Genomic DNA, 22,823 nt, shown 5'->3' on the forward strand with positions numbered 1-22,823 from the left:
AATAAAATGAACAATAACGAGCTTTCATCTTTACCATTAGCTGAACGCAGAAGACTACTTGAGTTAGCCAAATCAGCAAAACTGGCCCGCCAGACCACTCAAAAAACAGAAATCACGCCCCGGGAACATGATGGCGGTGTGCCGTTGTCATGGGCACAGCAACGCCTGTGGTTCCTTGCCCAATTGGATCCCGCAGCACAGACGGCATACCATATGTCCGCGGGCTTGAATCTGACAGGCAAACTGGATTTGGGCGCCCTGCAAGCGGCCTTGGATAGAATTGTCGCACGCCATGAGATCCTGCGTACAACTATCGTGATGGTAGAAGATGAAGCACAGCAAATCGTTGGTGATGCTGCCTGTGGTTTTTCCCTGACAACAGAAGATTTCAGCCAATTATCCTCAGAAGAACAGCAAGCGGCCATTGAACAAACCGCTTATCTTGAGGCGAACCAACCTTTTGATTTTGCCAATGGCCCCCTGTTGCGGGGAAGGTTACTGAAACTTGCGGAAGATAAACATATTCTGCTGCTGACCCAACATCACATTATTTCGGATGGCTGGTCAGTCGCTGTACTGATGCAAGAATTGTCCACGCTTTATCACGCATTCAGCCAAGGGCAGGCTGATCCTCTGCCTCCCCTGACTATCCAGTACGCGGATTATGTTCTTTGGCAGAAAAAATGGCTGCAAGGCGAAGCGCTGGAAAAACAGATCAATTTCTGGCGTGACACTTTGCAAAATGCCCCAGCCTTGCTGGAATTGCCAACTGACAGGCCACGTCCGGCAAAACAAAGCTATGCCGGGGGACGCGTTGATTTGACTCTGCCTGCGCAATTACAGGCCGGTTTAAAAGATCTCAGCCAGCGCCACGGCACCACTTTATTCATGACCCTGCTGGCCGGATGGGCCACTCTGTTATCCCGCATCAGTGGTCAAGACGATATTGTGATCGGTACTCCGGTCGCCAATCGTCAGCAACCCGCCCTTTCTTCTTTAATCGGTTTCTTTGTCAATACATTGGCACTTCGGGTGCAATTGCACGATAACCCCACTGTCAGCGAGCTGTTGGCGCAAGTGAAGCAACAGGCACTCAATGCCTATGCCCATCAGGATCTGCCCTTTGAACAATTGGTCGAAACGCTGCAACCCTCACGCAGCCTGAGCCATAGCCCGATTTTTCAAGTCATGCTGGCAACGAACAATACACCGGGTCAACGGCATTTTGATCTGCCGGGCCTGACGCTGGAAGAACGCCCATTAATCAGGGAAAGTTCTTACTTCGACCTGACATTAACCTTAGATGAAACTGAAAATGGCTTAACCGGTGATCTGGAATATGCCAGTGATCTGTTCGACCACGCCACTATTGAGCGCATGGTCACTCATCTGTATACCCTACTGGCTGCAATGGTGGCAGATGATACGCAATCAGTGGCCGAATTGCCGCTGATGGAGCCACAACAACGCGAACAACTCTTGGTCGATTTTAACGGCCCGACGTTGGCCTATCCGCAGGACAAATTAATCCACCAGCTATTTGAACAGCAGGCTGAATCACAACCTGATGCGGTTGCTCTGGTTTATCAAGATACTCAACTGAGTTATGCGGAACTGAATCAACGCGCCAACCAACTGGCCCACAGTTTGATTGATTTTGGCATCCGCCCTGACGATCGCATTGCCCTATGTGTTGATCGCAGTCTGGACATGATTATTGGCATGTTGGGCATTCTCAAGGCCGGTGCCGGATATGTCCCATGCGATCCTGAATACCCCGCAGAGCGTCTGGCTTATCAATTGTCAGACAGTAAACCTGCGTTAATGCTGACCCAACAACATTTGCAAGCCCAATTACCGAAGACAGACGTTCCGGTTTGGTTGCTTGATGGCGATAGCCACCAGCGCGTTCTGGCGCAGCAGCCGACACACAATCCTGATGCCAACCTGTTGGGACTACAGACACACCATCTGGCCTATATCATCTACACCTCTGGTTCAACCGGTCTGCCTAAAGGGGTGATGCTCGAACACCGCAATGTGGTCAATTTTATCCATGCCCAATACCAGATAAGCCATCCCCAGCCAGCAGACCGCATTTTGCAATTTGCCACGATGGCATTTGATACGTCCGTGTCTGATATTTTCCCGACGCTCTCTGCGGGCGCAACGCTGATCCTGCGCCCTGCGCATATCCGCGTACCGGATGCGGAATTTGTCAATTTCTTGGAACAGCAAAAAATCACCATCATTGATATACCAACCGCATTCTGGCACCAGTGGGTTCAGGAAATGAAAGCGGGTCGCGTGGGATTCAGCCTTCACCTGCGCATTATTATTGTTGGTGGTGAAAAAGCGGAATACCGTCATTTGGTGGATTGGCAATCTCTGCCTGTTACCCAGAATTGCACTTGGATCAACACCTATGGCCCGACTGAAACGACAGTAACCGCAACAAATCTGATTTTGGACAGCACAGAGTTCGCTTCTCTCAACGGCGCCATTCCCATTGGTTATCCGAATACCAACTATCCCATCTATATTCTGGATACACAGGGTCAGCTTGTTCCCATCGGGGTCAGCGGAGAGATTCACATCGGTGGCGACAGTGTTGCCAGAGGGTATTTGAACAGAGAGGAACTGACTGCGGAACGTTTTGTTTCTGATCCATTCAGAGAACAAGCCAATTCCCGCATGTATAAGAGTGGGGATTTGGGGCGCTGGCTGCCCAACGGCACGATTGAATATTTGGGACGCAATGATTTTCAGGTCAAAATCCGCGGGTTCCGCATTGAGTTGGGGGAAATCGAGACACAACTGGCGGCTTGTGAAGGCGTCAAGGATGTGGTGGTGGTTGCCCGTGAGGAAACGGGCGGTGACAAACGTCTGGTTGCCTACCTGATCCCGCAACCCGGTGCTGTTCTGTCCCCGGCTCATTTGCGCGAGCAATTGAGCACTTACCTGATGGAACATATGATCCCCAGCGCATTTGTCATGCTGGAGGAATTCCCGTTAACCGGCAGCGGCAAGATTGACCGCAAGGCGCTGCCTGAACCCGATCGCAGTGCCATTGCCAGCCGTGAGTACGAAGCCCCCCAAGGCGAAATCGAGCAAAAATTGGCGGAAGTCTGGCAATCCCTGCTGGGGCTGGAACAAGTGGGACGCCACGATAATTTCTTTGAGTTGGGCGGGCACTCTTTGCTGACTGTACAGATGGCTTCCCGCGTACGCCATGCCCTCAATATCAAAGTTGATTTGCAAAGTTTATTCACACATCCAATACTATCGGACTTGGCACAGTCTCTGTCTGCGCAAGCACTGACTACCGCCGAGCATTCAGAAAATCTCGCTGAACAACCCGTGATATTGCCTGCCAGCCGGCAACAAGTGCTTCCGCTCTCTTGGCCGCAACAACGCCTGTGGTTCTTGGCGCAACTGGACTCTGCCGCCCAAACGGCCTACCACATCTCCGGCGGGTTGCGCTTAACGGGCAAACTCAATCAAAGCGCCCTGCAAGCAACGCTGGACAGAATTATTGCCCGCCATGAAATTTTGCGTACCACAATCAAAGTGGTCGATGGCATAGCCCAGCAAATCATTGCCGATGCTGACTGTGGCTTTGATTTAACCGTCAAAGATCTCAGCCAGTTAAATGATGCGGAAAAGCAAGCAGCCATTGATGAAGCCGCGCAATTTGAGAGCAACCATCCTTTTGATTTCGCCTTGGATCCTTTGATTCGTGGCCAATTGTTGAAACTTTCCGACGAAGAACATGTGATGTTGTTGACCCAGCATCATATGATTTCAGATGGCTGGTCACTGAATATTCTCATGTATGAACTGACCGCCATTTATCAGGCATTTAATCAAGGGCAAGCCGATCCCCTGCCAGCACTGAAAGTGCAATATGCTGATTATGCCCTTTGGCAACGGCAATGGTTGCAGGGTGAATTGCTGGAAAAACAGGTGGATTTCTGGCGCGATGCCTTGCAGGGAGCCCCTGCCCTGCTCGAATTGCCTACCGATAGAGTGCGCCCCGAAGTACAGAGCTATCGCGGGGATCAGGTAGAATTCGCGCTTTCCCCTGAATTGAGCCAAGGATTAAAGGCACTGAGCCAACGCCATAGTTCCACTCTGTTTATGACATTGTTGGCAGCTTGGTCAATCTTGCTTTCCCGCATCAGTGGCCAACAGGACATTGTCATTGGCGCCCCGGTTGCCAACCGCCAGCACAGTGAGCTGGAACCCCTGATCGGTTTCTTTGCCAACACGCTGGCAATGAGAGTCAAATTAGAAGGCAATCCGACGGTTGCTGCATTATTGGCACAGGTGAAAGCGCATGCACAAGCAGCCTATATCCATCAGGACTTGCCATTTGAGCAACTGGTCGAAGCGCTGAAGCCACCACGCAGCCTGAACCATAGCCCAATTTTTCAGGTGATGCTTGCTCTGGACAATACGCCGGTACAGCAATCTCTTGAGCTGGCTGATTTAGTGCTGGATGAGCTGCCGTCAACCCGCCAAAGTACCCATTTCGATCTGTCCCTTTCCATGACTGATACTGCTAATGGCTTGGTTGGTGAGTTGGAATATGCCAGCGATCTGTTTGAACGTGCCACTGTTGAACGTTTTGCCGGTTATTTGCAAACCCTGCTGACAGCCATGGTTGAGGATGATTCCCTGACCGTGGAAAACCTGCCGTTATTGCAACCGCAGCAGCGTGAGCAGTTATTGGTGGAGTTCAACGACACGGCACTGAACTATCAACAGAATATGTTGATTCATCAACTGTTCGAGCAACAGGCGGAGCGTACACCTGACGCTACTGCGCTGATATTCGGCGAAAGCCAGATGAGTTATGCGCAGCTGAATCGCCATGCCAACCAACTGGCAAGCTACCTGATTGCTTCGGGGGTACGTCCTGATGACCGGATTGCCATCTGTGTTGACCGCAGTCTGGAAATGATCATCGGCATGTACGGTATCCTCAAGGCTGGCGCGGGCTACATTCCCCTTGACCCGGAATATCCCGCCGAACGTCTGGCTTATCAATTGTCCGACAGCAAACCCGCATTATTGCTGACCCAGCGACACTTGCAGGCTCGTTTACCGGGGCAAAATACGCCGGTCTTGCTGCTGGATGATGACAGCCATCGCAATGCAATGGCACAACAACCAACCCATAATCCTGATGCCCATCAAATGGGGCTGCTGCCACACCATCTGGCTTATATTATTTATACTTCCGGCTCAACCGGGCAACCGAAAGGGGTCATGCTGGAGCACCACAATGTGGTGAATTTTATCCACGCCCAGCAGCAAACCAGTAAACCTCAACTTGGTGATCGTGTCCTGCAATTTGCGACCGTGGCATTTGACACATCCGTGTCTGATATTTTCCCAACACTGGCATCAGGCGCTACGCTGGTTCTGCGTCCACCCCATATCAGAATACCTGACATGGAATTTGTCTCGTTCTTGCGCGAGCAAAAAATCACCATCATGGATATGCCAACTGCGTTCTGGCATCACTGGGTGCAAGAGATGATGGCAGGCCGCAGTAGTTTCAGCCCCTATCTGCGCACAATTATCGTCGGCGGCGAAAAAGCAGAATACCGTCATTTAATGAATTGGCAGTCCAGCCCAGAAACACATGCCTGCCGCTGGATCAACTCCTATGGGCCAACCGAAGCAACCGTTATTGCGACAACATTATCCCTGGAAGCATTGTCCCTGAACAATTCAGCACCAGACAGCGATGTATCTTTGAATCTTGAACAGATTGCCCCGAAAAAGAATATCCCGATTGGCTATCCACTGCCCAATACAGCCATTTATATTCTGGATGTGCATGGCCAGCCTGTTCCTCTTGGCGTATGCGGCGAAATTCACATTGGCGGAGCCGGTGTTTCGCGGGGTTATCTGAACCGACCTGAGATGACAGCAGAGAAGTTTGTTGCCGATCCATTCAGCAACCAACCCAATGCCCGCATGTATAAAACCGGCGATCTGGGCTGCTGGCTGCCAAATGGCACGATTGAATATCTGGGCCGCAATGATTTTCAGGTCAAGATCCGGGGATTCCGCATCGAACTCGGTGAAATCGAGGCCAGACTGGTTCAGTGCCACGGCGTTCAAGAAGCCATTGTTCTCGCACGCGAAACTGTGCTTGCCCATGAAATAGATTCACCGCAACAAAAAACAGCGGGGGAAAAACGCCTCGTGGCTTATGTGATCCCCAAAACAGGTGTTGAACTGGTGCCTGCCACGTTGCGTCAACAACTGACCCAGCATCTTGCTGATTACATGATCCCCAGCGCTTTTGTCACGCTTGATTCTTTCCCTCTGTCACCCAACGGCAAGATTGATCGCAATGCCCTGCCAGAACCCGATCAATCAGCGGCAGTAACGCGCGATTATGAAGCGCCGATCGGTGACATGGAAATGACCTTGGCCGAGATTTGGCAAACACTGCTGGGATTGGAGAAAGTCGGCCGTTCTGACCATTTCTTTGAGTTGGGCGGGCACTCCTTGCTTGCTGTTCAGTTTGCTGCCTCTGTCCGCCAGAAATTGGGGCTGGAGCTGCCTTTGCAACAACTCTTTGCCCACCCCGTCTTGGCTGATTTAGCCACTGCGCTCAATGATGCTTCAGTGTCTGCACAAACTTCCATTTCGGTTGCTGATCGCAATCAACCGTTGCCACTCTCTTTCGCCCAGCAACGTCTGTGGTTCCTTGCCCAACTCGAGCCTGCGGCCAGTTTGGCCTATCATATTCCTGCGGTTCTCAGCCTCAAGGGGCAACTCGACCATTCCGCATTCACCGCTACGCTCAATCGCCTTGTTGCCCGACAAGAGAGCCTGCGTACCCGCTTTGTTCTGGTCGATGAGCAGCCTTCCCAGCAAATCGACGCAGCGGACACAGGCTTTGCCCTGACTTACCAAGATTTCCGCTCCTTGGATGCGGCAACCCAGCAACACCGACTTGCTGAACTGGTTGAGCAGGACATGAATACCCCATTTGATTTCATCAACGGGCCACTGATCCGCGGTCAGTTGCTGCAATTGGCGGATGATGAGCATACGTTGATCCTCACCCAGCACCACATCATTTCCGATGGTTGGTCAGTCGGGGTGCTGATCCGTGAACTGGGGGAAATTTACCGTTCCGCCCTTGAAGGACAGGATGATCCCCTGCCTCCTTTGCCTATTCAATACGCCGACTACGCCGTCTGGCAACGCGGATGGTTGCAGGGTGAGGTCTTGGAATCACAGCGTGATTTCTGGGTGAACCAACTTCAGGATGCTCCGGCATTGCTGACACTGCCTACTGACTATCCACGCCCAGCAGTACAGAGCTACGCTGGCGGGCAAGTTGCGGTCAATCTGGATGCGGATTTGCTGGCTTCGCTCAAGGCACTCTGCCAACGCGAAGGAACCACGTTATTCATGTCCCTGCTGGCTGCTTGGGGGATTGTGCTTGCCCGAATCAGTGGTCAAGAAGATATTGTCATTGGTACGCCTGTCGCGAACCGCCCACGGAATGAGTTTTCAGATTTAATCGGGTTCTTCGTCAATACCCTGCCGATGCGAGTTAAGCCGGAATATGACCAGACCGTGACTGAAGTTCTCGCACATGTCCGTGAGCAGGCACTGGCTGCCTACGCACACCAAGATCTGCCTTTTGAGCAGTTGGTGGAAACGCTGCAACCTGAACGCAGCTTAAGCTACAGCCCAATCTTTCAGGTGATGCTGGCTCTGGACAACACGCCAGTCCAAGACATTGAATTACCCGGTTTGTCCGTCTCGGTAATCGAGCAGGATTATCGCAGCGCCCACTTTGATCTGACCCTGTCGCTTTCTGAAAGCGTGGATGGGCTGCACGGAATGCTGGAATATGCCTCAGATCTGTTTGAACATGCCACGATTGAACGCATGGTGGGTTATTTGCGCAATGTACTGACAGCCATGGTTCACGATGCCGATCAAACCGTGGCACATCTGCCAATCCTATCCGCCTCAGAGCGGCAACAAGTGTTGTTCGACTTCAATGCCACTCAAGCGGACTTCCCACAGGATGCCTTGATCCATCAATTGTTCGAGGCATACGCTGCACAGCACCCCGATGCAATCTCGCTTATCTATGAAAATCAAACGATGAGTTATGGGGAACTGAACCAGCGTGCCAATCGTCTGGCCCATCATCTGATTGCCTTGGGCGTCCGCCCTGATGATCGCGTGGCCATTTGCGCTGAACGCAGTCCGGAAATGGTCGTCGGGTTGCTGGCCATCCTCAAGGCGGGTGGTGCCTATGTGCCAATCGATCCCACTTATCCGGCTGAACGTCTGACATACATGCTTGACGATGCGGCTCCGGTTGTTTTGCTGACTCAAACGGCTTGGCTTGAAACTATCGTCAACGCTATTCCAGCCGCGCAGCCTGTATTTGCTGAAACTGAACCTGCCACAAGCATGCCTGTTTTAGTGCTGGATGCCTGTGAAGAGTTGATGGAAAGCCAGCCGAACCACAATCCGGACTCGCAGGCTCTGGGGCTGACTTCACGCCACATGGCCTATATTATCTATACTTCGGGTTCAACCGGAAAACCCAAAGGGGTAATGGTTGAACACCGAAATGTCCTTCGCCTCATCATCAATAGCGGCTTTGCTGATATTGGCCCTGATGATTGTGTGGCCCATAGCTCCAATATTTCATTCGATGCAGCAACGTGGGAAGTTTGGGTCAGTCTGGTTCACGGGGCACGTCTGTTATTGCTTCCGGAAAAAGCCTTGCTGGAAACGGCAGCCTTCGGTCAGCGTTTATCATCCGAGAGAGTGAGCGCCCTATTCCTCACGACTTCTCTGTTCAATCAGTACGCCAGCCTGCTCGCTCCGGTACTATCAGGTTTGCGCTATGTTATTTTTGGTGGAGAACAAGCAGATACTCGCCCCGTAATGCACCTGAGAACAGATTATCCACCGCAATATCTGTTTAATGCATACGGCCCGACGGAAGCAACCACATTTGCCACCCTCTATGAAGTGCCGTTAACCAGAAGCAACAGCGGGAAAATTCCGATTGGCCGTCCGATTGGCAACACCCAGATTTATATTCTGGATCAGAAAGGCCAGCCGGTGCCTCTCGGGGTCACGGGTGAAATGTATATCGCCGGTGATGGTATTGCCCGTGGTTATCTCAACCGTCCGGATCTGACGGAAGAACGTTTCCTTGTCGATCCGTTCTCTGCCAACCAAGAATCACGTATGTATAAAACCGGCGATCTCGCCCGCTGGCTTCCTGACGGGAATATTGAATACGTTGCCCGCAACGATTTTCAGGTCAAGATCCGTGGCTTCCGTATCGAACTGGGTGAAATTGAATCCCGTCTGGTGGAATGCCACGGCGTACGTGACGCCGTGGTTCTTGCCCGTGAGGATGAGCCTGGCAATAAACGTCTGGTTGCCTATCTGGTGCCAGAAGATGGCATTGAACTGGAACCGGCAAGCCTGCGCCAAGAACTCAGTCAGCACCTTACCGAATATATGCTGCCCAGCGCCTTTGTGACGCTTGACGCCTTCCCGCTGATGCCCAACGGCAAACTGAACCGCCAGGCCCTGCCGGCACCCGATCAGGCGGCAATAGCGATGCGCAGTTATGAAGCTCCGGCCAATGAACAGGAAATGGCGCTAGCAGAAGTCTGGCAGGCATTATTGGGATTGGAGCAAGTTGGCCGCCATGACCATTTCTTTGAACTGGGTGGTCACTCGCTGATGATAGTCAGCCTGTTGGAAAGATTGCGCAACCAAGGGTGGTCTATCGATATCCGTACCGTGTTCTCCACTCCGGTACTGGCAGAGATGGCACAAGCGATGTCAATCAGTCTGAGCGGCACGGATTCCTTCATTACACCGCCTAACCTTATTTCTGACGGCTGTACTGCCATTACGCCGGATATGTTGCCTCTGGTTTCTCTGCCACAAAACGAGATTGATCTCATTAGCGCGGTGATACCGGGTGGTGCGGCCAATATTCAGGACATTTACCCACTTGCACCATTGCAAGAAGGTATTCTGTACCATTATTTACTGGAAACCCAAGGGGATACTTACCTTCTGCGCACCCAGTTTGCATTTGATAGCCGTGAGCGCCTTGATGCCTTCCTGACCGCATTGCAGCAAGTCATCGACCGCCACGATATCCTGCGCACTTCGGCTTACTGGCAAGGGTTGGTCCAACCGGTGCAAATCGTCCATCGCCATGCCTCATTGCCGGTCATTGAACACACGCTGTCCACGGAAGAAAATGCCGAAGCGCAGTTATCTCATTTGACTGATTCTCGTGCAATACGGATGGATCTCACTCAGGCACCATTACTGGCGGCTCATATTGCTCAAGATCATGAATCAGGGCACTGGTTGCTCTCCCTGCTGAATCACCATCTGGTTTGTGATCACCTTTCGTTGGAACTCATCTCCAATGAAGTGAAAACACTGCTATTGGGCGAAGATGACAGCTTGCCTGCTCCACAGCCTTACCGCAATTTCATCGCCCAAACCCGCAGTGTGGCACCGGAAGTGCATCAGGCTTATTTCCAGCAACTACTGGGCGATGTGGATGAGCCTACACTGCCGTTTGGGTTGCATGATGTGCAAAACAGTCATCAAGATGAAATTCAGCCCAATGAAATTGTGGAAGATATCCTCACCCTTGACAGTGAATTGGCAAATAATCTGCGTGATTGCGCCCGCCAGCAGGGCATGAGTGTCGCGGTATTGTTCCATGTGGCATGGGCGCAGGTATTGGCACGATGCAGTGGACGGGATGATGTGGTCTTCGGCACGGTTCTGCTCGGCCGGTTGCAAGGCGGTGCCGGGGCATCTCAGGCGCTGGGCATGTTCATCAATACCTTGCCTATCCGTGTTCAACTACAGGCTCGCTCAGTATTGCAAGTAGTACAGGAAACCAATCAGCAGCTCACTGAGTTACTGAATCATGAACAGGCTCCCCTTGCGGTTGCCCAGCGTTGCAGTGGCATTCAGGCACCATTGCCATTATTCAGCAGCTTGCTCAATTTCCGCCACAGTCCGGATGACGATACACAGTCCACCTTGCAGGCTTGGGAAGGCATACGGGTCATCGGCGGCGAAGAACGCAGCAACTATCCACTGTCACTGGACGTGGACTCGCTGACTGACGGGTTTTCACTGGTTGTCCAATGCTATCAGCAAGTCAATCCGGCACGCCTGAATGCGTACATGGAAATCGTTCTGAAAGAGATTGTGGCAGCACTGCAACATGCGCCGGAACAATCGTTCGAAACCATAGAGATCCTGCCACAAAGCGAGCGTACCCAGTTATTGCAAGACTTTAACGATACGGGTCTGGAATATCCGCAGAATATGCTGATTCATCAGATGTTCGAACAACAAGTCTCCCGCACACCTGATGGCATTGCGCTGGTATCGGGTGACACAGAACTGAGCTATGCCGAACTGAATCGCCGCGCCAACCAATTGGCACACAGCCTGATAGCCTTTGGCATACGTCCTGACAACCATGTTGCGCTGTGCGTTGAACGCAGTCTGGATATGATCGTTGCCATGTTTGGCATTCTCAAGGCAGGGGCAAACTACGTTCCGCTTGATCCGGAGTATCCGACTGATCGTCTGGCTTACCAGCTATCAGACAGTAAGCCTGTACTGCTGTTGACCCAACATCACATACAAGAGCGCGTGCCATCAGAAGATATCCCTGTTTGGTTATTGGATGATGACACTTTCCGCGGGCAGGTAGCACAGCAACCGGAACACAACCCTGTGCCTGAGCAGTTGGGGCTTGAAGCCCATCACTTGGCCTACATTATTTATACATCCGGCTCAACCGGGCAACCGAAAGGGGTCATGATTGAACACCGCAATGTGGTGAACTTTATCCATGTCCAGCATCAGGTAAGCCACCCACAAGCGGGGGATCGCATCCTGCAATTCGCTACCGTGGCATTTGATACGTCAGTGTCTGATATTTTCCCAACGTTGGCCGCAGGGGCAACCTTAGTCCTGCGTCCGGCACATATCCGTGTACCGGATCAGACATTCGTGGATTATCTGATTCAGCAAAAAATAACCATCATCGATTTGCCAACCGCCTTCTGGCACCACTGGGTTCAGGAGATGAAAGCAGGCCGCACAGGTTTCAGCCCATACTTAACGACCATCATCGTCGGTGGCGAAAAAGCGGAGCTTCACCATTTGCTGGATTGGCAGTCTCTGCCAGAAACCCAATCCTGTGGTTGGATTAACTCCTATGGCCCGACTGAAACGACCGTGATCGCCACCAATCTGATTTTGGATGACTATTCATCCCCAATCACAACGGCAATCCCGATTGGTCGTCCGAACGTCAATACCCAGATCTATATTCTGGATACCCACGGCCATCCTGCCCCTCTCGGCGTGATCGGAGAGATCCACATTGCCGGATTCGGTGTGGCCCGCGGTTATTTGAATCGCCCAGATTTAACGGCGGAGAAATTCATTGCAGATCCGTTCAGCACGCTACCCGATGCCCGCATGTATAAAACCGGCGATCTCGGATGCTGGTTGCCTGACGGGACGATTGAATATCTGGGGCGCAATGATTTTCAGGTCAAGATCCGCGGCTTCCGCATTGAGATGGGAGAAATCGAAGCGCAATTGCTGGCCTGTGCCGATGTCAGGGAAACTCTGGTTGTGGCCCGTGAGGAAGATGACGGGGATAAACGACTGGTTGCCTATGTCATTCCACAGCCCGGCACCACATTGGATGTCAACAGCCTGCGTGAACAACTCAGTAACCATCTGGCGGGATACATGATACCCAACGCCTTTGTCATGCTGGATGCATTCCCATTGACTGCCAGTGGAAAAGTAGATCGCAAAGCTCTGCCTGCCCCTGATCGTACCGCGATTGCCAGCCATGAATATGCGGCTCCTGAAGGAGAGATAGAGCAACAAATAGCCGTCATTCTCCAGACTTTGTTGAAATTAGAACAGGTAGGCCGTTATGACAGCTTCTTTGATTTGGGTGGCAACTCTCTGTCAATCATTCAGTTAATGGCAAGACTGCGTGATGAATTCCATCTTGAAGTATCTATTCAGGACATTTTTGCTCATTCAACGCTTTTTGAACTCGCTGAACTTATTGCATCAAGACAAATTGAGACCTTTTTCGCACAAGAAGATATCGAGTTGCTGCAAAAAGAATTGGAAGACTTGTCCGAAGATGAGCTGCGTGCCCTGTTAAATGGAGATAATTAATTAAATGAGCAATAACGAACAAACTCTGCTTAAGTTAAGACAAGCAGTACTCCAGAAAAAGATTAAAGAACGCATCCAAAACAGTCAGGTGGCGGAAAAGAACCAGATTGTACCGAGAAGCGCCGATCAAAAGACATTGCCTTTATCCTGGGCGCAGCAGCGCCTCTGGTTTCTGGCACAGTTAGATCCGGCAGCACAGACGGCATACCATATTCCCGGCGGCCTGCGACTGAAAGGCCATTTGGATCAGGATGCGTTGAAAGCGGCACTGGACAGGGTTGTTGCCCGCCATGAGATCTTGCGCACTACGATCGGCGTTGTGGAAGGCCAAGCCCAGCAGATCATTGGTGAACCCAGCTCAGGTTTCTCTTTGGCAATGGAAGATATCAGCCACCTGCCGGTGGCTGATCAGCAAGCCGCCATCGGGGAAATATCCCGGCATGAAACTAACATGTCCTTCGATTTCACAAAAGGCCCCCTGATCAGGGGCCGGTTACTCCGGCTGGCAGAAGATGAGCATGTTTTGCTGTTAACTCAGCACCACATTATTTCTGATGGCTGGTCACTCAATGTGCTGATGAATGAACTGGCAACCCTTTATCATGCATTCAGCGAAGGGCAGGATGATCCCCTGCCCCCCCTGACCCTCCAATATGCTGACTATGCCCTTTGGCAAAGGGCATGGTTACAGGGTGAAATGCTGGAAAAACAAGTGGATTTCTGGCGCAACGCGCTACAGGGCGCCCCGGCACTGCTGGAGCTGCCCACGGACAGACCTCGCCCGGAAAAACAGAGTTACACCGGAGGGCGTGTTGATATCATTCTGCCACCGGAATTAAGTGCCGGATTGAGGGCTCTCAGCCAGCGTCACGGAACAACTTTATTTATGACCCTGATGGCCGGCTGGGCAACATTGCTCTCCCGCCTCAGTGGCCAAAAAGATTTGGTTATCGGAACTCCCGTTGCCAATCGGCAACATCGGGAATTGGAGCCGTTGATCGGTTTCTTCGTCAATACGTTGGCACTTAGGGTTCAATTGGATGACAATCCAACAGTCAGTGGCTTGCTGGCGCAGATCAAAAGTCACGCCCTGAAAGCCTATGCTCACCAAGATCTGCCATTCGAGCAACTGGTTGAAGCATTGAAACCTCCTCGCAGCCTCAGCTACAGCCCGATTTTCCAAGTGATGATGTCAGTGGATAATACTCCGGGACAACAAGATATCGAATTGCCCGGTGCCACAATCAGTGAAATCAATGCCAGCGAAAACATTGCACAGTTTGATCTGTCTCTTTCCATGAATGACACCGAAGACGGTTTAGTGGGTGACTTGGAATATTCCAGTGATCTGTTTGATCGTACCAGCGTGGAGCGCATCGCCAGTTACCTGCAAACCTTGCTGGCTGCAATGGTTACCAATGATTCACAGCGGGTGGAAGATTTGCCACTGTTGCAGGCAGCGCAACGCAGTCAGGTTTTGCTGGATTTCAATGAGACAGATTTCCTGTATTCCCAAGAGTTGTTGGCTCACCAACTGTTTGAACAGCAGGCAGAACAGACTCCTGATGCCATCGCACTGGCGTTTGGTGACAGCCAATTAAGTTATGCAGAGCTGAACCGGCATGCCAACCAATTGGCGCATCATCTGATCGCTTCTGGTGTACGCCCTGATGATCGCATCGCCATTTGCGCAGAGCGCAGTCCGGACATGATTATCGGCATGTACGCTATCCTCAAGGCCGGGGCTGGCTATATTCCACTTGATCCTGAATACCCTGCCGAGCGTCTGGCCTATCAATTATCCGACAGCAAGCCCACGTTATTGCTGACCCAGCAACATTTGCAATCCCGTTTATCCACTCAAGCGGTAAACATTTGGTTGCTTGATGATGAAAATAATCGCAACCATGTGGCACAGCAACCGCACCATAACCCTGATGCCGATTTGCTGGGAATTAAACCGGAACATCTGGCTTATATTATTTACACCTCCGGTTCAACCGGCATGCCTAAAGGCGTCATGCTGGAACATCGCAATTTGGTGAATTTTATTCATGCCCAGCGCAAGACCAGTGAACCCAAGCCTGGGGATCGCATCCTGCAATTTGCCACTGTCGCATTTGATACGTCAGTGTCTGATATTTTCCCGACGCTGGCATCCGGTGCTACCTTGGTTCTGCGCCCACCCCACATCAGAATACCGGACATTACCTTTGTCAATTTTTTGCGTGAGCAAAAAATCAGCATCATGGATATGCCAACCGCTTTCTGGCATCACTGGGTACAGGAAATGATGGAAGGGCGCAGTGGTTTCAGCCCTTACCTGCATACCATCATTGTCGGGGGAGAAAAAGCAGAATACCGCCATTTAATGAATTGGCTGTCCAGCCCAGAGACGCAATCCTGCCGCTGGATCAACTCTTATGGCCCAACCGAAACGACGGTCATTGCCACCACATTGACCCTAAATCAATTGAATCGGAACGGCGAAGCCGATCCCGAATTCATGGGTTCAGTCCCGATTGGTTACCCATTGCCCAACACCCGCATTTATATTTTGGACACTCACGGGCAGCCTGTTCCCGTCGGCGTAACGGGCGAAATTCACATTGCCGGAGCCGGTGTTGCCCGCGGTTATCTGAATCGTCCCGATTTGACGGAAGAGAAGTTTATTTCTGATCCATTCAGCGAACGGCCGAATGCCCGCATGTATAAAACCGGGGATTTGGGGCGCTGGCTGCCAAATGGCATGATTGAGTACATGGGGCGCAATGACTTTCAGGTCAAAATACGTGGGTTCCGCATTGAATTGGGAGAAATCGAAACCCAGCTTGCTGCTTGTGAAGGTGTCAGTGATGCAGTGGTGATTGCCCGTGAAGAAGGCATGGGAGATAAGCGTTTGGTGGCTTATCTGATCCCGCAGGCCGGTGTCACGCTGAGTCCGTCTCATCTGCGTGAGCAACTGAGCAGCCGCTTGATGGAGCATATGCTGCCCAGCGCGTTTGTCATGCTGGATGCTTTCCCGATGTCCGCCAATGGCAAGCTGGATCGCAAGGCATTGCCAGCTCCTGACCACACGTCGATCGTCAGCCGTGAATATGAAGCGCCACAAGGCGAAATCGAGCAGAAACTGGCGGCGGTCTGGCAATCTTTGCTCAATTTGGAACAAGTCGGGCGACAAGATAATTTCTTTGAATTGGGTGGGCACTCGTTACTGGTAGTCAATTTAATTGAGCAGTTACGCCAGCATGGCCTTTCCCTTGATGTCAGTGCCGTTTTCTCTGCCCCGACGTTGGTCGCCATGAGCGCTCTCATCAGCCAAAATACTGGACAAGACAGCAGCCTGCCGGATGTTCCGCCCAATCTTATCCAACCAGAAAGTCAGGCCATTACTCCCGATATGCTGCCGTTGGTGGAAATGGCACAAAGCCAGATTGACCAGATCATTGAAAGCGTAACGGGTGGGATCCCGAATATCCAGGATATTTATCCGTTGGGGCCATTGCAGGAAGGCATTCTGTTCCATTACTTGCTGGAGCAAGAGAGCGATATTTATCTGGATAACCATCTGGTGGTCTTTGACAGCCGGACACGGTTGGACAATTTTTTACAGGCGCTCCAGCATGTCATTGACCGGCATGATATCTTGCGCAGCTCAGTGCACTGGAAAGAGTTGCCTGAACCAGTACAGGTCGTCAATCGCCGCGCTCCCCTGCCGATCATTGAGCTTGCACTGTCAACAGATCCCTCAATGACAGAAAGCGCTGAAATGCAGTTGCGCCGCCTTGCTGATCCTTACGTAATCAGGCTGGATATTACCAAAGCTCCCCTAATGGCGGCTTATATTGCCCAAGATCCCGCTTCCGGTGAATGGCTGCTTTCCCTGCTCTACCATCATCTGGTTTGTGACCACATCTCACTGGAGATTATATTCAGTGAAATACAAACCTTGTTGCTGGGAGAAAGTCACAGCTTACCAACGCCATTGCCTTACCGTAACTTTATCGCCCAAATCAATAAAGTTCCGCTGGAATCCCACCAGAATTATTTCCAAGCATTGTTGGCGGATGTGGAAGAGCCCACCTTGCCTTTCGGGTTGCTTGATGTTCAGGGCAATAATCTGAATGAAATCGAGGAAGATGTTTTCACGCTGGATAGCGAGCTGGCCCATAATTTACGCGAATGCGCACGTCAGCTGGGCATGAGTTCGGCTGCATTGTTTCACGTGGCATGGGCACAGGTATTGGCGCGATGCAGCGGGAAAGGCGATGTGGTATTCGGCACAGTCCTGCTTGGGCGCTTGCAAGGTGGTGTCGGTGCTTCCGAAGTGCTTGGAATGTTCATCAATACCTTGCCTATCCGCGTAAGGCTACAGGCTCGTACTGTTAAGCAAGCCGTTCAGGAAACGTATCAGCAGTTAAGTGCCTTGCTGGAACATGAACAGGCACCATTGGCTATGGCCCAGCGTTGCAGCGGGATCCCGGCTTCATTGCCACTGTTCAACAGCCTGCTCAATTTCCGCCATAGCCCGCGTGCGGATGAAGATCTGGCGTCGCAGGCTTGGGAAGGCATTCGGGAACTGGATGGCGAAGAACGCAGTAACTATCCGCTATCGCTGGATGTTGATGACTTTGACGCCGGATTCTCCCTGACTGCCCAATGTAATCAGCAAATCAATCCAGCCCGCATCAATGCCTACATGAATGCTGCGCTGGAAGGAATTGTGGCGGCACTGCAAAACTCGCCTGAACAATCAATTGAAACCATCGATATTTTGTCGCTGGCAGAGCGCAACCAGTTGCTGGAAACATTCAACATTACCGCCACAAGCTACCCACAAAATAGCTTAATCCACCAGTTGTTCGAGCAACAGGCAGAGCGTACCCCTGATGCCATCGCACTGATATCTGGCGAAAACCAGTTGAGCTATGCAGAGCTGAATCGCCATGCCAACCAGCTGGCCCATTATTTGATCGCTTCTGGTGTACGCCCAGATGACCGCGTAGCCATTTGTGTTGATCGCAGTCCGGACATGATTATCGGCATGTACGCTATCCTCAAGGCGGGTGCAGGATACGTTCCTCTCGATCCGGAATACCCTGTCGATCGTCTGGCCTATCAGCTTTCAGACAGCAAGCCTACCTTGTTGCTGACCCAGAAACACTTGCAATCGCGTCTGCCAGTTCAAGGCGTCAATGTCTGTTTGCTGGATGACAGTGCCCATCAGGAAAGTGTGGCGCAACAACCGGCATACAACCCCGATGCCAATAAGATGGGACTGCAATCGCATCATCTGGCCTATATCATTTACACGTCAGGATCTACCGGCCAGCCTAAAGGCGTCATGCTGGAACACCGGAATGTGGTGAATTTTATCCACGCCCAACACAAAACCAGTGAACCTCAGCCGGGTGATCGTATCCTGCAATTTGCCACCGTGGCATTTGATACCTCGGTATCCGATATCTTCCCAACGCTGGCATCGGGTGCAACTCTGGTTCTGCGTCCGGCTCATATCCGTGCACCGAATGCTGAGTTTGTCGCTTTGCTCAATGAGCAGAAAATCACCATCATGGATATGCCAACCGCTTTCTGGCACCAATGGGTACAAGAAATGATGGCAGGACGCAGTGGATTCGGTCAATTCCTGCATACCATCATTGTTGGGGGTGAAAAAGCTGAACTTCGGCATTTACTGAATTGGCAATCAATGCCAGAAACCCAATCCTGCCGTTGGATCAATTCCTATGGCCCGACGGAAACAACGGTTATTGCGACAACATTGACGCTGGATAAGCACCATACATTGCCAATGGCAGATAACATCCCGATTGGATATCCCCTGCCCAATACGCGTATTTATATTCTGGATACACAGGGGAAACCGGTTCCTCTCGGCGTCAGCGGGGAAATTCACATTGGTGGTGCAGGCGTTGCCCGTGGCTACCTGAACCGTGACGATTTAACGGCAGAAAAATTTGTTGCTGACCCATTCAGCGAACAACCGGGCGCCCGTATGTATAAAACAGGCGATCTGGGGTGCTGGTTGCCGGATGGCAGCATTGCCTATCTGGGGCGCAATGATTTTCAGGTCAAACTGCGTGGCTTCCGCATTGAGCTTGGCGAAATAGAAGCGCGCCTTGCCCAATGTCCGGGAGTTCTTGACACCATTGTGCTTGTCTGTGAAACAATTCCGGATGATAAACGCCTCGTTGCCTATGTTCAGCCCCAGCCTGAAGCCAAACTGGTTCCCGCTGAACTGCGCCAGCAACTCGCGCAGCACCTTGCGGACTATATGCTGCCGAGCGCATTTGTCATTCTGGATGCTTTTCCACTGACCTCCAACGGCAAAATCGATCGGCGGGCATTCCCGGCGCCGGATCAATCCGCCATCGTGACCCGCAGCTATGAAGCCCCGCAAGGCGAAACTGAAACCGTATTGGCCCAAATTTGGCAAAATCTGCTGGGATTGGAACGTGTCAGCCGCCATGACCATTTCTTCGAATTGGGCGGGCACTCTTTGCTCATCCTGAAAGCCTGCTCTTTGGCAATTGAACGATTAGAGCTTGAGCAAAGCATGATGGCGAGCCTGATGGCAATCACGACAATTAAGGAACAGGCCCGTGTTATCGAACAACGTGACAATAGCGATGTTGGCTCTATGGTCAGGTTGTCAAAAAACACCAATAACACTCCGCTGTTCTTTGCCCCGGGCGCTGGCGGACATGTGCTTTATTTGCAGGAATTGGCTACCAATCTGGCCGGCACTTATTCTGTCTGGGGCATGCAATCTCCTGAGCTGGATGGGCGTCATGATGTTCCGGAACGCCTTGAAGTCATGGCCAGTGCAATGATCGACAATCTCAGGAAGGTTCAGCCAAACGGCCCTTATCACTTGGGTGGACACTCTTTCGGGGCTTGGCTCGCATTCGAAATTGCACGTCAGCTTGTTGAACAAGGCGAAGAGATTGCTTTACTGGCATTGGTCGACAGCGAATCCCCCTTGGAAAGCGTGGCTCAGAAAAGCGAATCAGAATGGTCTGACAGCCGTTGGATAGCAGAATTCGGTAACGTATTTGCCGCACTGGAAGGCGCGGAAGATATCTTCACTGAAGAAGAGTTCCAAATCATGAAAGAAGAAGAGCGGATAGACAACCTGCGCCTTCGCCTGATTGAAGAAGAACTGCTGCCACCCCAGCTTGCTTCACAGGAGATTGAGACTTATTTGCGGGTCTTCAAGGCGCACTCTTTGATGGCTTATCAACCTCAGGGAGAATATTCAGGAAACATTCACCTGTTTTTGGCAAACAACAACCAAGAACATGAAGAACTGGGAACATCTATCGAGAGTTTTATCGATGGTTGGAAAGAGTTGGTCACAGGTGACGTGGCATCACAAACTTTATCTGGCGATCACATTTCCATTATGCGTGATCCTTTCGTGCAAGAATTGGCTTCTGCCATCGCCAAGATTCAATGATAAGCGGTAAATAATAAATAAGGGGCAGCCAGAACGGCTGCCCTATTTTAGATTATTTCAGCACCTTCTCCCTGATCTTGTGGTGCCAAAATAAATTGTTGTTCAATCAGGTAATTTAAATAACAAGAAATTAATGCATCACTAGACGGAGCACACTGAATTCCACTGCCACTGAGTAATTCCGTGGTTAATTGTGTGGCATATTTTGCTCTTTCACTGATGATGCCTTTACTGTAAAACACGCTCAGCAAATCCATGTAAACTGAATTATAGGGTTCGCCATTGCGATATATCCGCTTTTGTAATACTGATTGTATAAAATCGTTATTGTCGATGGTTCGAATGCGATAACCAAATTCACGCAGATAGGCAACAAACTGATTAAAATTAATCGTAGTCTGATTAACCAAATGCAAAGTTTTTCTGTCAAACTTTTGAATATTCGAAATGGCGAACAATGATGCTTTTGCCACATAATCCACCGGCGTTATTTCAAAATCCTCCGGTGAATCGTAAGTCAGCCCTGTTTCCACCAATGATTTAATAATGTCATAGTAAAAACCTTTCACTCTGGTCTGGTACAGAGGATAGCTCCCGCTGCGACTATCTCCCCAAATGTTGCCGGGGCGTACAATAACCCATTTCAACCCCTTTTTCCCTGCACTGTGAATAGCTTGTTCGGCTTCAAATTTGGAGCGTTCATAGCCCATGCCATCGAATTTTTGCCCGACATCCAAATCTGTTTCATGCATGACAAAACCTTGCTGAAACAAACGACTGCCAATAATACTGAAGCTGGATGTATAGAGTAATGGCGCATCAGCCAGCAAACAAAACTCGATAATGTTAAGTGTTCCCTGAACATTAGTGGGCGCTATTTTATTGTAAGAAGAAAGCAGTTTGACGTTAGCGGCACAATGAATGACTCGGTCAATTTTACCTGCCAATTCATGGTAAAACGTGTTTGCCATCCCCAGATATTTTTCAGAGACATCACCCAAAACAGGAATGATGCGGTGCGTATCGGGTTCACACTGTTTCTCCTGATCATAGACAGACAGAATCGTTTTTATCCGTGACAGGGCCTGTTGCTCATCAGTTTCCCGTGTCAGGCAATAAACATTGGCATCCGTTGTCGTCAGTATCTCAAAGAGGAGCCTTCCTCCCACGACCCCTGTCACCCCTGTAAGCAGTATATTCCTGAGTTCTGTATTACTGTGGCTAAGCATATTTCTCTCCTGTAATATCCTTCACCTTCCAATCTGGTGTTGGTGGTTTCTGTTCTTCCCGGCCTCCCATCACATCAACAGCGTGTGATCCGAGAACTCACCTCTTGCCATGCGTTACAATTTGGAATCGGTGGGATATGACATCATTAAAATTAAAATCTATTGGGTAATATAGAGCTAACCCATATTTGGTATACATACGCCATAAATTCAGAATTACGCCGAGGCAACAAGAAAGCGACAAATTAGCCGGAAACGAGAGCAGTCAACAGAGATGCAATTTGAAATACGACGGGTATAAATGAGTTTTGTATTAATCATATGTAGCTTACAGAAATACTTTTCCCTGCATATTAAGGCACTGCTTGAAATGCGGTGAATATAGTTCACAATGAAGTACTTCCGATAAATAAAAAGCACGTTACGATACACGCAAAAAAGCCATTATTCACGATATAGCTGATTTCAATTTAAATAACATGATTTATTTTTAATAATACCCATATAGCCTTTCAAAAATAATTAATCTTTATTTGTATTTTATTAAACCCATGTTTTACTCATCCAGTATAAAATAATCATTGGTTATTATTATTGAACTATATTTTTTGCTTGCAGCATTAAAATATTCATAGTTGCAATCACTAAAAAAATTCAATTATTTGCTTCTTAACCCATAATTTAAAGTAAAACCCAATCAATTAACCACCTTAAGCGGTCTTTTATGAAATGTGTTTTACATCACATTTTAATGTAACTCAAAATATCATTTTTACTTTGCTAATTAAATAAAACCAAAATAAAAACCAAAAGTTACCGGA

3 protein-coding genes and 2 pseudogenes are annotated in these 22,823 nt (G+C 50.3%); 4 read left to right on the forward strand and 1 reads right to left on the reverse strand.

The window, feature by feature from the left end; translation table 11 throughout:
- Positions 1-6 precede the first annotated feature (6 nt).
- From BM100_RS23375 to BM100_RS24145, 4 genes and pseudogenes are all read left to right on the forward strand, one after another.
- The gene (locus tag BM100_RS23375) at positions 7-13,293 is read left to right on the forward strand and encodes a non-ribosomal peptide synthetase (RefSeq protein ID WP_092507527.1); all 13,287 of its coding nucleotides are present in this window, start codon (positions 7-9) and stop codon (positions 13,291-13,293) included.
- Positions 13,294-13,297: 4 nt separating this feature from the next.
- Positions 13,298-14,755: pseudogene (locus BM100_RS24135) on the forward strand (condensation domain-containing protein); the annotation flags it as partial.
- Positions 14,756-14,815: 60 nt separating this feature from the next.
- Positions 14,816-16,324: pseudogene (locus BM100_RS24140) on the forward strand (non-ribosomal peptide synthetase); the annotation flags it as partial.
- Positions 16,319-20,773 (forward strand): amino acid adenylation domain-containing protein, encoded by a 4,455-nt coding sequence (locus tag BM100_RS24145; RefSeq protein WP_479688362.1) that lies wholly within the window; start codon positions 16,319-16,321, stop codon positions 20,771-20,773. The pseudogene BM100_RS24140 and the gene BM100_RS24145, both read left to right, overlap by 6 nt.
- A gap of 47 nt (positions 20,774-20,820) precedes the next feature.
- Here the strand turns inward: BM100_RS24145 and BM100_RS02230 are convergent, their stop codons facing one another.
- Complete coding sequence (locus tag BM100_RS02230; protein ID WP_092507531.1) at positions 20,821-22,002, reverse strand: SDR family oxidoreductase; 1,182 nt, start codon at positions 22,000-22,002, stop codon at positions 20,821-20,823.
- Positions 22,003-22,823: the final 821 nt, after the last annotated feature.

The sequence above is a fragment of the Xenorhabdus mauleonii genome, assembly GCF_900113945.1.
Lineage (GTDB): Bacteria > Pseudomonadota > Gammaproteobacteria > Enterobacterales > Enterobacteriaceae > Xenorhabdus > Xenorhabdus mauleonii.